This window comes from Cytophagales bacterium (assembly GCA_019456305.1).
Taxonomy (GTDB): domain Bacteria; phylum Bacteroidota; class Bacteroidia; order Cytophagales; family VRUD01; genus VRUD01.
On record VRUD01000001.1, the window covers coordinates 1 to 13,980 of the forward strand.

Annotated in this window: 11 protein-coding genes, 1 tRNA gene and 1 pseudogene; 5 read left to right on the forward strand and 8 right to left on the reverse strand. The window is 38.9% G+C overall.

All coding sequences use genetic code 11. The annotated features are described in order from the left end of the window. Positions 1-98: 98 nt before the first annotated feature. Positions 99-749, reverse strand: a complete 651-nt coding sequence (gene pdxH, locus FVQ77_00005) for a pyridoxamine 5'-phosphate oxidase (protein ID MBW8048732.1) — start codon at positions 747-749, stop codon at positions 99-101. 433 nt (positions 750-1,182) lie between these two features. On the opposite strand from pdxH, the gene FVQ77_00010 reads away from it, so the two are divergent. From FVQ77_00010 to FVQ77_00025, 4 genes are all read left to right on the forward strand, one after another. Continuing rightward, a complete protein-coding gene (locus FVQ77_00010; GenBank protein ID MBW8048733.1) occupies positions 1,183-1,542 on the forward strand; it encodes a GxxExxY protein in 360 nt (119 codons plus the stop codon). 51 nt (positions 1,543-1,593) lie between these two features. Further along, positions 1,594-2,148, forward strand: coding sequence for a YqgE/AlgH family protein (locus tag FVQ77_00015; GenBank protein MBW8048734.1), 555 nt, complete (start codon positions 1,594-1,596; stop codon positions 2,146-2,148). A 39-nt stretch (positions 2,149-2,187) separates the two neighbouring features. After that, positions 2,188-2,261 (forward strand) — tRNA-Thr (locus FVQ77_00020). A gap of 67 nt (positions 2,262-2,328) precedes the next feature. After that, on the forward strand, positions 2,329-2,940 hold the full coding sequence (locus FVQ77_00025; GenBank protein MBW8048735.1) for a hypothetical protein: 612 nt from the start codon (positions 2,329-2,331) through the stop codon (positions 2,938-2,940). A gap of 31 nt (positions 2,941-2,971) precedes the next feature. Here FVQ77_00025 and FVQ77_00030 read toward each other — a convergent pair whose 3' ends face one another. From FVQ77_00030 to queF, 3 genes are all read right to left on the reverse strand, one after another. After that, entirely contained in the window at positions 2,972-4,228 is a 1,257-nt protein-coding gene (locus tag FVQ77_00030; GenBank protein MBW8048736.1) for a serine hydrolase, read from the reverse strand. A gap of 42 nt (positions 4,229-4,270) precedes the next feature. Continuing rightward, entirely contained in the window at positions 4,271-4,801 is a 531-nt protein-coding gene (locus FVQ77_00035) for a hypothetical protein (protein MBW8048737.1), read from the reverse strand. A gap of 61 nt (positions 4,802-4,862) precedes the next feature. Continuing rightward, positions 4,863-5,300, reverse strand: coding sequence for a preQ(1) synthase (gene queF / locus FVQ77_00040; protein MBW8048738.1), 438 nt, complete (start codon positions 5,298-5,300; stop codon positions 4,863-4,865). Positions 5,301-5,739: 439 nt separating this feature from the next. Here queF and FVQ77_00045 point away from each other — a divergent pair, with 439 nt between their 5' ends. After that, on the forward strand, positions 5,740-6,285 hold the full coding sequence (locus FVQ77_00045; protein ID MBW8048739.1) for a CopD family protein: 546 nt from the start codon (positions 5,740-5,742) through the stop codon (positions 6,283-6,285). Between the two features lie 494 nt (positions 6,286-6,779). Here FVQ77_00045 and FVQ77_00050 read toward each other — a convergent pair whose 3' ends face one another. The 4 genes and pseudogenes from FVQ77_00050 to FVQ77_00065 form a co-directional block, all read right to left on the reverse strand. Further along, the gene (locus tag FVQ77_00050; GenBank protein MBW8048740.1) at positions 6,780-7,112 is read right to left on the reverse strand and encodes a T9SS type A sorting domain-containing protein; all 333 of its coding nucleotides are present in this window, start codon (positions 7,110-7,112) and stop codon (positions 6,780-6,782) included. A gap of 943 nt (positions 7,113-8,055) precedes the next feature. Next, a pseudogene (locus FVQ77_00055) lies at positions 8,056-9,825 on the reverse strand (regulator). A 248-nt stretch (positions 9,826-10,073) separates the two neighbouring features. After that, a complete protein-coding gene (locus FVQ77_00060) occupies positions 10,074-11,714 on the reverse strand; it encodes an AMP-binding protein (protein MBW8048741.1) in 1,641 nt (546 codons plus the stop codon). A 229-nt stretch (positions 11,715-11,943) separates the two neighbouring features. Next, positions 11,944-13,767, reverse strand: coding sequence for a Na+/H+ antiporter NhaC family protein (locus tag FVQ77_00065; GenBank protein MBW8048742.1), 1,824 nt, complete (start codon positions 13,765-13,767; stop codon positions 11,944-11,946). Positions 13,768-13,980 lie beyond the last annotated feature (213 nt).

The window sequence follows — 13,980 nt, forward strand, 5'->3', positions numbered from 1 at the left end:
AACCATTTGTTGATTAATAACGAAAGAATCTATTTATTACAAATTAATGTTGCAAAACTAAATTGTTGCTACACTATATCCTACTGCCAACTTCTTATCTACGGTGCCAGCCTTTCAATAATCCATTTGTCATTTTCCAGCCTGTACCTGATCCTGTCGTGCAGCCGGTTGGGTTTTCCTTGCCAGAATTCAAGCATAGAAGGTATTAATTGGTATCCTCCCCAGTACTGTGGCCTTGGGATCTCTTCGTTTTTATATTTTTCTTCAAATTCTTTGAAATTTTTCTCCAAAAACGTTCTATCCGGGATTACCTCGCTTTGCGGAGATGCCCAGGCTCCCAGTTTACTGCCATTGGGGCGTGTTTTAAAATAATCTTCAGACTCTTTTTCTGCGATCTTTTCAATTTTTCCTTTTATCCTGACCTGGCGTTCCAGTTTTTCCCAATAAAAGAGCAGTGCACCGTAAGGGTTAACTTCTATTTCTTTTGCTTTACTGCTCTGATAATTAGTAAAAAAAATAAATTTAGAATCAATGACCCCTTTAAGCAAAAGAATTCTCACTGAAGGTTTACCATCCTTGGTTGAAGTGGCCAGTGTCATCGCCTCAGGATGTATCATGCTGGTTTTTTTAGCTACGCTCAACCATTTGTTAAATTGTTTAATAGGATCCTGGTCTATGTTTTTTTTGTTTAAATTTGTGTTTTTCAAATAAATTTTCAGTAATTGGAGAATTGATCGATAATTAGTCATTATAAAAGATGGTTAAGCGTTAAAAGGTTACGAAGCCCGTACCTGCCTGCTATCAAAAGGCAAGAGCGAGGCAGGCAGGTCGTTTACCCCGCACATAAATTTTTATTATAAAATGAAAAAATAATTTATATCAAATTAATAAATTTATATGCGGGGTTTAGCGGATACGTTTGGTAGAGACGACCAAATTGGGCGTCTCTACCAAACGTAACCGCTTTACGAAACGGGTCCCGCACTATGTGGGATAACCGTAACCATTCAACGGCTGACGGGGTAAATATACGAATGAAATTATCAAAAATATTAAGTTAGTTTGGAATTATGCTTAGCATGATATTAATTTGTGGGCTAAAAAAAATGTACAATTTATTTGCAGATGAAAATAAAAGCCACAGATTCACAGATTAAAAAATATGATAATACCAACTATCCAATGAAGCAAGAAACGTTTCAAATAATTGGAATTTGTATGGAAATACATAGAATTTTAGGGAGAGGGTTGCTTGAAATTGTTTACAAAGATGCTTTGGAATATGAAGCGAAATTAAAAAATATCCGCTATGAAAGAGAAAAGAAATATCAAGTTAAGTATAAAGGAATCATTCTTCCTCATTATTTTTATGCTGATTTTGTTATGTTTAATAATATAATAGTAGAAATTAAGGCACAAAAAGGAGTAATGGATGAACATTATAATCAAATGATAAATTATTTAGCAGTTTCAAAATGTAAGATTGGACTTCTGTTTAATTTTGGAGAAGATTCATTGAAGTATAGAAGAGTTATTTTATAAAATCTGTGAATCTGTGGCAATTATTATGTTATTACTTATAATTATTTCCAGATGGAACCAGAATTTGAAAAAGGTGATATTTTGATCTCGGAGCCATTTTTGCCCGACCCTAATTTTATGCGGTCTGTAATTTTGCTTTGTGAGCATAATGATAAAGGTTCCGTTGGTTTTGTATTGAATAAACCAACAAATATCAGCATGGAAGAATTGGTTGAGGAGATCAGTAATTATGATAAACCTGTTTATGCAGGGGGGCCTGTAGAACAAAACACATTGCATTACATTCATAGGCTGGGCGACCAAATGGAAGGCAGCATAAAGATCGAAGACGGGCTTTATTGGGGAGGGAATTTTGAGCAGCTGAAAGTTTTGATTGCCAACAACCAGGTCAATTCAAAAGATTTTCGCTTTTTCCTGGGATATTCCGGATGGGGGGAGAGGCAACTGTTTGATGAGTTTAAAGCACACTCTTGGATCGTAGGTTCGGCTACTTCCTCACAAATATTTGATATGGATCCTAATGAACTATGGAAAAATATTTTAAGGAATATGGGAGGAAAATACAAGGCTATGTCTAATTATCCGATCGATCCGAGACTGAATTAATTAACTAAAAACTAACAAACTAATAACTAAATTTGGTTTGCCGATGTAGCTCAGTTGGTCAGAGCAGCTGATTTGTAATCAGCGGGCCGGGGGTTCGAATCCCTCCATCGGCTCTTGTGAAAATTTCGTTTGACGAAGTACGAATGACATAGTACGAATTCGTACTTCGTAAATTCTATTATGACAGAACATGAAATAAAAATGTTGGCGGAAGATGAAAATATCCTTCAGGCAATTAACCATCTGAAAAAGGATTTTATCCAGGCTGAAGCGCAATTTCTTGAAATTAGTGACCAGGATTTCCTCGGATTGATACTTTTATCGCCATCAGTCGGAGTAGCGCTGGCGAATAAAACTATAAGCTTTGCAGAAGAAATGAAGCTTAATAAACGAGCCAGGAAGGCCTCCAAAGGAGGTTTTTTTCTGCAAAAAGACCCGGTAGTTCATGCAATGAAATATTTGATCAGCGGTTTTGATAAATGGGAAGACCGGTTTTATGATGTGGTCAAGGTAATAATATATAGTTGTTTCGGAAGCAAAGAAAAGTATCAGCAATTTATTAAATCATCAATAGCTTCATCCGGGGATTTTAATAAAAATCACTTCACAACGCCTTACATCCTGTTGCGTATCGTATCCACATTATTTTTAGATGAAGATGAAGATATCCTTAAAAAAAGAACAGTTTTGAGTGTTGAGTCTGATAAAATCCTGGAAATAGGCAAGAAATTAGACATTGCAGATCTGCCTGTATTTAAGCAATTTTTTGAAAATTTGGATGTGAGGGCATAGCGCATGGTAGAGACGCCCAATTTGGGCGTCTCTACCATGCGCTATTCGCTATGCGCAGAAACACCTTACCCCACTTAACTTTACCTCGTTTTTTACCAAGACGTACGATAATCACATTTTTCTGAGGGTAAACAAATATAAATTGCCCTAAATGCCCTTTTGCCCAAAAAGCTTTTTTACCTGGTGATTCAACTTGTTCGAAGGGCTCTCCTAAGGAGCCAGGAGTACTTTGGACCGGACTCTTTTGGAGAGGCTGATCTGCCTTTGGAGGAAAAGACATTATCCACCAACAATATTGGAAATTCCAGGCGCTACCATTGGTACTATCTGTTTTGGTTGATTCTTCTATCCAATGTTCTGGAATTATTTGCTTCCCGTTCCAGTTGCCTTTGTTCAGATAGAGTCTGCCAAATTTCGCAAAGTCACGGGCCCGTGCATTCAGACAACAATAAGTCTTTTCCATGCCGTTTTTCTTACTGTCTATGCTCCATGTGGCATCGTATTCCATCCCTAAAGGTATCCATATCTTTTCCTGGAGGTATTCCGAAACGATTTTTCCGGTAGCCCTCTGTAGTATCAAACCCAGAAGCTGCGAGTTTATGCTGATATAACGGTATTCTTTCCCCGGTTGTTTATCAATTTTAAGGCGGGTAATAATATTGAGGATATTGTTTCCATAATATAATTTATCAACGTTACTAAAGGGGTTGTAATAATTTTCGGTAAATTTAATACCGGAGGTCATCTGTAACAGATTCTCGATTTTGATTTTTTCAAACCCTTTGCCTTTTAATTCAGGTATGTAATCAGTAATAGGTTGATTGATATTTTCAATGAAACCTTCTGAAATTGCAATGCCAATCAAGGCTGAGGTAAAAGATTTTGCCATTGAAAAGGAAGTAGTCACTGATGCTTCGTCATATTTATGAAAATATTTTTCATACAGTATTGTATCATTTTTAATTATTAAAAAGGCTACGGTTTTTGTACTATTTAGCAATTTTTCTAATGGTAAGCCCCCCTTGCTTAGATCCTCCGCTTTAATGGTAAAAGGAAATTTTCCATTACCAAACGCTTTCAACTCTTCCAGGGAGAGGTTGAATTCCCTTTCTCTATTTCCTGCTACAAAGTTGAAAGATGGCTTTTGCGCTTCAATAGTGTGGTAAGGAAATTTTTTATAATCCTTTATATCGGCAAGGTTGTAGTAAATAGTTTTGACAACATAGCAGGAAGTGATCATAGCGGGGATGATCAACAGAATTATGAATATTGGTATATTTATTTTCATCTATAATAGCCTTGTATGTGTTCACGTGAACACCCGAATACATTACAAAACTCTTGTCATAAAAAAATCAACAGTATCTTTTTTCCCGTTTCTGATGCCTTCAATGCGGGCGTGTAAAGTGTCATCACCTTTCTTGATATAAATTATTCGGGTTGGGAAATCATGTTTGGTGTTTTCAAAAACCGCTTTATTAGTTGTAATTTCAATTAATTTAAATGAAACTTCTCTTTTATTATGTTCAACGTATACAGTATAAAAGATATTACTGTCAAGAAGTTCAATTCTCATCGTTTCTGAAAAAACAGTATCGCTTTTCGAAATACTATAACTCGCACCTTCCATTAACTGATCATTTATTATAGTCCAGTTTTCGTACATTAATCCTCCGTTGCCCTTGCCTGTCCATTTCCCTGTCAGCCAGGTAAATAACGGTTTTGCAAGTATTCCCTCGTATTGAGCAGCTTTAGAGAGGGAGCCGGCTTTGATGAAGTATATGTTGGCTAAAGAAGTATCAAGTAGGCTATATCCTAAGGGTGGAAGTAAAATTAATAGTACTATGATTTTATATTTCATTTATCTAAATAGTACGAATATTTAGTAAAAAAGATATAAAATTATTTTAGCCGCGTTTTCTTTACATCAACACATCCCATTCTTCACGAGCCACGGTCCAGTCATTGAATTTTTCTTTTCCACCCCGGGCTTTCCAATCTGAGTCTATGGTTAATTTCGAGCTGATACCACCACGGGGGTTACATATCATAACGATCCTGAGGCGTTCTGGTTGATATACATCCATCAGGTCATCATAGATGATATTTATTAAACGCTCGTATGAGACAATAATATTTCTGAGCTGGTAAACATACTCTTTGATAGACTTTAATTCAATGACCTTTTTTTGGGGGTAGAATGTCAGGTAAATTGTTGCAAAGTCAGGCTGTTTTTGAACGCCCAGGAATGTAAATTCCGGTATCTTTATTTTAATTTCATAAGCCCTTTGTGTAGGGTTTGGAATCGCTTTTAATACAGATTTGTCTATTTTTGTGTAAGTTTTGTTTTCAGTGTTCATAGTGTTAAGAGTTTAGTGTTCAGTATTGAGTTATATCTACGAGTTTTTATACGCTGAGACAATTCAAAAATAAAACCGTAGAAATATTTTCAAAAATAGGAGTTATTCTTTATTTACTCAAAAGATAGGGATTATTTTTTATTTTTACCTAAAAATCTAAATTGAAAAACCGGAATTACCTATAGAACGCGGATGACACTGATTTAGCTGATTTGCGCTGATTTTTTATCTGTGATTATCCGTTTTATCAGCGTCATCAGCGTTCTATTTATAAGATGCTTTGTGAAATACAAGTGTTAATTTTTTCACCCAAAGAGTGATGGTTTAAAGTTTTAATTTTTTACTTTTATTGTACTAAATTAAGGAAGTATCATAATATTTACATCACTTTTCTTTCTTTTTAATTTAGATTTTTAGGTTTTATACATTATTTAAAATGATGCTATTACTTTATCTAAAAGCGCTACACATCATAGGTTTTGTCAGTTGGTTTGCCGGTTTGTTTTACCTTGGCAGGTTGTTTATTTATCATCAAGAGACAAATAAAAAGCCTGAGCACGAACGTGCAGTATTGCAAGCTCAATTCATCATCATGCAAAAACGGCTCTATTATATTATTTGCTGGCCCGGTATGATCATTACCGTTGTTTTTGGAACATGGATGGTTGTTATTAATACCGGTTATTTGGATACCTGGCTGTATCTTAAGCTGGTATTTGTAGCAGCACTGCTTCTATATCATTTCTTATGTGGAATTATTATGAAAAAACTGATTAAAACACATTCACATGATAGCGCCTTCAAATGGACTTCTTTACAACTGAGAATCTGGAATGAAGTTGCTACTTTACTATTGGTAGCTATAGTCTTTATTGCCGTGTTGAAAAATACGCTGGGTTTCTTTTATGGGATCACCGGTTTTATTTTGGTGGGTATATTATTGTTTTTGGGAATTAGACTATATAAGAAAATGACTAAAAACTAGATTAACTCAAATACGATGATTTGAATTAAAGCCGTTTCCAACGGGAAATATGTAATGTAAAACACACTTATTATTCATTGCCGTTAATCTCCTACGAATTACGAATTTCCCGAATTACGAATGAATATTTACAAATATTCGTAATTCGTAGGAAAGGCGATTAATCGAATAATACAGTTTCTCGGTTCTCGGTTTTCAGTTACCGGTTTTTCGGTTATTCAGTTGTCGGTCATTCGGTTGTCTGCCATAAGTTTTTCAGCAACAAAACCGGTTATCTGATTAACTGAAAACCGCTAAACAGATAAACCGGAATCTGAAAACCGAGAACCGATAAACCGGAAACCGTAACGAAAAAAGAAAGTAATTGATGAAATTTAGTTACTAATAAAAAGCGCCAACTTTTGTCTATTAGACCAAATTTAATGACTTTGCTCTACTTCCCCAAGGCAAAAGCGATGGCAAAGTCCCCCCTTTGGGGGGATTTAGGGGGGCTCCTACTCCACTGCCACTTGCTTAATGATAATACCTTTACCGGTTGTGATTTTCAGCATGTAATTTCCGGCAGATAGCATCGCCATATTCATACTGAATGTTTGTAGTTTTTTGTTTACATCCATTTCATGAACCTTCTGCCCCAGGGTATTGTAAATCTCAATTTTTTCAATTTCCAACCCTAAGTTGCTCTCAATAGTGAGGCCGCCGGTGGCGGGATTGGGGAAAAGGTTGATTGATGATTGGAGATAAGCATTATTCTGATTTGGGCCCTCTCCTGTGCCGGTTATTTCACTTAACTGACGAGATCCATACCCCGCCACCAGTCCCCGCAAAAATGTCTGTGCCGCTTATGGCTAATGATTGGACAGTAAGATTTGTCAAACCGGTATTGACCGCAGTCCAGGAACTTCCATTGTTGGTGGATAAAAACACGCCATCACTATTAGTCCCCGCAAAAATGTTTGTGTCGCTTATGGCTAATGAATAGACATTAGTACTTGTCAAACCGGTATTTACCGCAGTCCAGGAACTTCCATTGTTGGTGGATAAAAAGACGCCTCCGCCCCAAGTCACCGCAAAAATGTTTGTGCCGCTGATGGCTAATGGCATGACAGTAAGATTTGTCAAACCGTTATTGACCGCAGTCCAGGAACTTCCATTGTTGGTGGATAAAAACACCCCTCCGCCACCAGTCCCCGCAAAAATGTTTGTGCCGCTTATGGCTAATGAAAAGACAGTAGTATTTGTCAAACCGGTATTTACCGCAGTCCAGGAACTTCCATTGTTGGTGGATAAAAACACCCCGCCATTAGTCCCCGCAAAAATGTTTGTGCCGCTTATGGCTAATGACCAGACAGTAAGATTTGTCAAACCGGTATTGACCGCAGTCCAGGAACTTCCATTGTTGGTGGATAAAAACACCCCTCCGCCACCAGTCGCAAAAATGTTTGTGCCGCTTATGGCTAATGAACGGACATTAAGATTTGTCAAACCGGTATTGACCGCAGTCCAGGAACTTCCATTGTTGGTTGATAAAAACACCCCGCCATAAGTCCCCGCAAAAATGTTTGTGTCGCTTATGGCTAATGACCAGACAGTAAGATTTGTCAAACCGGTATTGACCGCAGTCCAGGAACTTCCATTGTTGTTGGATAAAAACACCCCTCCGCCACCAGTCCCCGCAAAAATGTCTGTGCCGCTTATGGCTAATGATTGGACAGTAAGATTTGTCAAACCGGTATTGACCGCAGTCCAGGAACTTCCATTGTTGGTGGATAAAAAGACGCCTCCGCCACCAGTCCCCGCAAAAATGTTTGTGCCGCTTATGGCTAATGACCAGACATTAAGATCTGTCAAACCGGTATTGACCGCAGTCCAGGAACTTCCATTGTTGGTGGATAAAAATACCCCACCATTATTAGTCCCCGCAAAAATGTTTGTGCCGCTTATGGCTAATGATTGGACATCAAGATTTGGCAAACCGGTATTGACCGCAGTCCAGGAACTTCCATTGTTGGTGGATAAAAAAACTCCGCCACCAGTCCCCGCAAAAATGTTTGTGCCGCTTATTGCTAATGAGAGGACAAGGGTACTTGTCAAACCGGTATTTACCGCAGTCCAGGAACTTCCGTTGTTGGTGGATAAAAAGACGCCTCCGCCTCTCCCAGTTCCCGCAAAAATGTTTGTGCCGCTTATGGCTAATGAACGGACATTAAAATCTGTCAAACCGGTATTGACCGCAGTCCAGGAACTTCCGTTGTTGGTGGATAAAAACACCCCGCCCCAAGTCCCCGCAAAAATGTTTGTGCCGCTTATGGCTAATGACAGGACAACAAGATTTGTCAAACCGGTATTGACCGCAGTCCAGGAACTTCCGTTGTTGGTGGATAAAAACACGCCATCACCATTAGTCCCCGCAAAAATGTTTGTGCCGCTTATGGCTAATGAATAGACATTAGTACTTGTCAAACCGGTATTGACCGTAGTCCAGGAACTTCCATTGTTGGTGGATAAAAACACGCCACCGCCACCAGTCCCCGCAAAAATGTTTGTGCCGCTTATGGCTAATGAATTGACAGTAGTATTTGTCAAACCGGTATTGACCGCAGTCCAGGAACTTCCATTGTTGGTGGATAAAAATACCCCACCACCCCAGGTCCCCGCAAAAATGTTTGTGCCGCTTATGGCTAATGATTGGACAATAAGATTTGTCAAACCGTTATTTACCGCAGTCCAGGAACTTCCGTTGTTGGTGGATAAAAATACCCCACCAGAAGTCCCCGAAAAAATGTTTGTGTCGCTTATGGCTAATGACCGGACATAAAGATTTGTAATACCGGTATTTACCGCAGTCCAGGAACTTCCATTGTTGGTTGATAAAAAGACGCCTCCGCCCCAAGTCCCCGCAAAAATGTTTGTGTCGCTTATGGCTAATGAATAGACATTAGTACTTGTCAAACCGGTATTGACCGCAGTCCAGGAACTTCCATTGTTGGTGGATAAAAACACCCCGCCCCCAGTCCCCGCAAAAATGTTTGTGCCGCTTATGGCGAATGAACGGACACCAAGATTTGTCAAACCGGTATTGACCGCAGTCCAGGAACTTCCATTGTTGGTGGATAAAAACACCCCGCCCAAAGTCCCCGCAAAAATGTTTGTGCCGCTTATGGCTAATGAAGTGACAGTAGTACTTGTCAAACCGGTATTGACCGCAGTCCAGGAACTTCCATTGTTGGTGGATAAAAATACCCCACCATTAGAAGTCCCCGCAAAAATGTTTGTGCCGCTTATGGCTAATGAAGGGACATCAAGATTTGTCAAACCGGTATTGACCGCAGTCCAGGAACTTCCATTGTTGGTGGATAAAAACATGCCTCCGCCACCAGTCCCCGCAAAAATGTTTGTTCCGTCTGTAGCAATACTTTGGATATATCCACCATAAGGCCCATTGGTTTGCAGCCATTGGGCATTGGAGTTTATAGTTCCGAGTACAAAAATTAAACTGAGAAGGGAATAGATGGGAAGTTTTTTTATGTTGTGTGCCATACTATTGATAATTATTTGTTTTTGCCTACTCTGTTTTAAGGATTTTCGGCTTGATCCTTTTGGTTGCCCTGCACCCCGAGTACTCGGGGTGCGGGGTAAAGATACTAAATTTAGTTCCTAAAAATCTAGATTAAAAAGAAAGAAAAGTGATTGTAAATGTTATGATACTTCCTTAATTTAGTTGCCGTAAAAGTAAAAAATTAATAATTACACTAATTTAATTTGTGTAATTCGTGTAATTCGTGGTTTCATTCCCAAATTATTGACTCTTCCTGCTCATACCATGCCTCATACTTACCTGAATGAATTTTTTCCAGGTCATTTCTTTTAACCTTCATGGTTGGGGTTAATAGTTCGTTTTCGATGGTCCATTCTTCGTTCAGAACAATTAATTTTTTAATCAATTCATGGTGGTCAAGTCCGGAATTTACCTTTTCCAATGTTTCTTCAAGGCCCTTAGTTATTTCTTCTTTAGGCTTCTTTTTTGCATCTTCAGATAGCACTATCAAGGCGATTGGCTGGGGAATTCCTATACCAACTACGCAAACTTGCTCGATATTAATGTTGGCTGAAAGTTTTGACTCAATAGGGGAGGGAGCAATATATTTACCTTTACTGGTTTTAAATAAATCCTTAACCCTTCCAGTGATCTTCAAAAACCCTTCATCATCTATCTCTCCTTTATCGCCTGTTCTTAAATAACCGTCTGTAAAAGTTTCAGCAGTCATTTCGGGTTCTTTATAATAACCGTCCATCAATGCTTCATGTTTGATCAGTATTTCCCCTTCTTCACTCAATTTGACGTCACAATAAGGCAAGGGTGCGCCAACATACCCTATCTTTATCTTGTCATTTAAAGATACATGAGAATAACAGGTATTCTCGGTCATAGCATAAGCTTCCTGTATCCTGATGCCTATTTTTTCAAACCATTTTATTAATGAAACAGGGGTGGGTGCCGCGCCTGTAAAGACATTGGTTGCCTCATTCAATCCCAGTCCTGTCCTTATCTTCTTTTTTATAATACCTGACAAAATGGGAATTTTAAGAAATGTATCCAGTTTTTTCTGAGGCAGCTTGTTGAGAACTCCTTGCTGGAATTTGGTCCAAATTCTTGGCACACCGAGAAACACTGTGGGCTTGGATTCAGCCAGGTTTTTTGCAAATGTGTCTATTGATTCGGCAAAAGATACGGAGCCGCCTGTGTATATGCTGCCCATTTCTACCAATAATCTTTCAGCAATGTGGGCCAGGGGCAGATAGGAGAAAAACCGGGATCCATTTCCCATTCCCAGATATTTAAATGCATGGCTGCAAGTAAATGCAAAATTGTGAAACTTGTGCATAACGCCCTTAGGCATACCTGTTGTTCCAGATGTATAGATAATCGTTGCCAATTCGGCTGGGTCTCTTACTACGTTCTCTTTGACCGGCTCCACCTTGGCAGTAAGATCATCCCAGTTGTCGTATTCGGTGTGTGAATAAAAGGGGTATGTGATGCAATATACATCATCGGGCACGCCCGGTTTCATAGAGGGATAATCGTCTAATTTTCCCACGAACAACACCTTTGTTTCGCTGTGTTCGAGTATTTGTCTTACTGAATTGGCTGACAGGTTGGGATACAAGGGAACGGATATATGATCCGCCATCATAATGGCAAGGTCGGAGAGCATCCAATGCACACAGTTTTTGGATAAAATGCCGATCTTACTTTTTGGAGGCAGGTTCAAGCCCTTCAAGACAGCCGCCATTTTTCTTACTTCTTCACCTGTTTGCTTCCATGTGTATTCATGGTAAACATCATCAATAGGCTGGCGCATATATACCTTATCCGGTGTTTCGCTTTCCCATTGGTAAAGCATTTCAAGGGGTGATTTGAGTTCCATTATTATTGAGATTAATTTATTAAGAGTAATTTTGTGCAAAAATATGATTAATTTATCTAATAAAAAATGAGTCCACTCCAAAAAGTCAATTTTCGCCACAAAAGCACAAAAACACAAAATCCCACAAAAGTTATTTGATTGATTTTCAATGTTTTGTGGGATTTAGTGCTTTGGTGTTTTAGTGGCATTTTTTCTTTTTTAACTTTTTGGAGTGGACTCAAAAATGTATTTACAAACTTCTACCCAGATACTTCACAATCAAAAAAAGCATAACGAATCCTAATAAGTAATTAAAGTACCATGGAATGCCCATATTCACAAACACCGCACAAACCAATAAGCTTACCACAGCCACAGTGATTGCATAAGGCAATTGCGTTCTCACATGATCTACATGATTACAATTGGTTGCTAATGAGCTCAGGATGGTTGTGTCAGAAATGGGCGAGCAGTGGTCACCAAATACCGAACCGGCCAGCACTACGGAAATAACATTATAGAATATCGGCATTGATTGCCCGGTTTCAAAACCACTTTGCTGGCATAATAGCCAGGTAGCGGGAAGCATCAAAGGGTATAAAATTGCCATCGTGCCCCAGCTTGATCCGGTTGAAAATGAGATCAGCGCTGCCAGGATAAAAACTACAGTGGGCATCCATACGGGAGAAATAGCACCGCTGAACAAGGAAGTAAGAAAATCGGCTGTATGCAGATCCCCGGTTATTTTTGCCAGCGACCATGCCAGGATCAGGATCAGTACTGCAGGAAGCATGGTTTTGAAACCAAATACTAATGTATCCATTATTTTTCTTAGCGGCATGATCCTTTGAATGACGGTTAACAGAATGGCTAAAACGACACCTGATAATGACGCCCAGAGCAAAGCCACATAAGCATCAGCATTGCCGATAATGATCCCGAGTTTCCTGAAAAATGCTACATCCTGTCCGTTGTTAAGATGGTAAAGGTTTTCCCATACATTCATAAAGGAATAATCCTGTATGACAATTCCGGCCTCCAATAAATTATCAAAAGATTTGTGAGCGCCTGTAACCAAAAGCGCTGCTATTGTTACTAAGACTACTGATATAACGGGAATAAATGCATTGTACCACTTTTGTTTTACACCCTCGACAGGGTCCAAATCTTTAAGTGATTCATTATTTTCGAATTTCGAATTTCGAGTTTCGAGTTTCGAGTTTCGAGTTTCGAATTTCGAATTTCGAGTTTCGAATTTCGAGTTTCGAATTTTGAGTTTCGTCCCGAGTACTCGGGATCGAATTTCAGCCTTATACATTGACCCGAAATCCTTTTTAAAGTATATCAAAAAGAACATAAATACCAGTGTGAAAATGGGATAGAAAGCATATTGCAGCGAATTCAAAAACATTGAATAAGCATTTTCATTGATCCTTAAGTTAACCGAAGCATCCTGGATATAACCAAGCTCAGCTCCGATCCAGGTGGTAATAAATGCGATAGCAGCTACAGGCGCTGCAGTACTATCCACTATATAAGCAAGCTTTTCTCTGGATATCTTGAACTTATCTGTTACCGGGCGCATGGTGTTGCCAACGATAAGTGTATTGGCGTAATCGTCAAAGAAAATAGCAATGCCCAGAAACCAGGTAATAAATTGCGCACTTCTGGCAGACTTTGCGTATTTTGATAATTTGTCAACAACTCCTGCCATCCCTCCGTTTTTGGAAATGATCGCTACCATGCCGCCAATCAATGTTGAAAATAAAATTACCGACAAATGCCCTGTGTCCATCATTGCGTTAATGATATAATTATCAAGCACGTTGTACATGGCTGGGATCCAGTTTTTAGGATGAAAGCCAAGTAATATAAGCGCTCCTGAAAATATACCCAGGAAAAGCGACACCAACACCTCTCTGAATATCAGCGCCATGGCAATGGCAATAAGCGGAGGCAGAATGCTGAGCCAGGCAGGGATATGTCTGATTTTGAAAAATTTAGCTATTCCGGAGTCCGTGTCCTTTACCGTTATTTTCTTTGATCCGTCAATTATGACAGGTGCAATGCCCATCCCTTCTTTAAACAGGATGATCTTGTTTTTACCATCAAACTGAAATACAAATTTTCCTTTAATAGACCTGTCTCTGTTGTCGTTCCTGTCTAAAGCGGTTATTTTTACATCTACATTTTTCCTGAACACATATTCGGGCGCTTCTATTACAAAGTTTTTGATCCTGAGGGCTTGGACAGAAATACTGTATGTATCTTTGTTTTGCCGGGTAAT

Bases quoted from the DNA above. Each gene is read 5' to 3' on its own strand.
- FVQ77_00065 (MBW8048742.1), bottom strand. From the start codon at position 13,767: ATGGGCATTGCACCTGTCATAATTGACGGATCAAAGAAAATAACGGTA.
- FVQ77_00060 (MBW8048741.1), bottom strand. From the start codon at position 11,714: ATGGAACTCAAATCACCCCTTGAAATGCTTTACCAATGGGAAAGCGAA.
- pdxH (MBW8048732.1), bottom strand. From the start codon at position 749: ATGACTAATTATCGATCAATTCTCCAATTACTGAAAATTTATTTGAAA.
- FVQ77_00045 (MBW8048739.1), top strand. From the start codon at position 5,740: ATGCTATTACTTTATCTAAAAGCGCTACACATCATAGGTTTTGTCAGT.
- FVQ77_00030 (MBW8048736.1), bottom strand. From the start codon at position 4,228: ATGAAAATAAATATACCAATATTCATAATTCTGTTGATCATCCCCGCT.
- FVQ77_00010 (MBW8048733.1), top strand. From the start codon at position 1,183: ATGAAGCAAGAAACGTTTCAAATAATTGGAATTTGTATGGAAATACAT.
- FVQ77_00025 (MBW8048735.1), top strand. From the start codon at position 2,329: ATGACAGAACATGAAATAAAAATGTTGGCGGAAGATGAAAATATCCTT.
- queF (MBW8048738.1), bottom strand. From the start codon at position 5,300: ATGAACACTGAAAACAAAACTTACACAAAAATAGACAAATCTGTATTA.
- FVQ77_00035 (MBW8048737.1), bottom strand. From the start codon at position 4,801: ATGAAATATAAAATCATAGTACTATTAATTTTACTTCCACCCTTAGGA.
- FVQ77_00015 (MBW8048734.1), top strand. From the start codon at position 1,594: ATGGAACCAGAATTTGAAAAAGGTGATATTTTGATCTCGGAGCCATTT.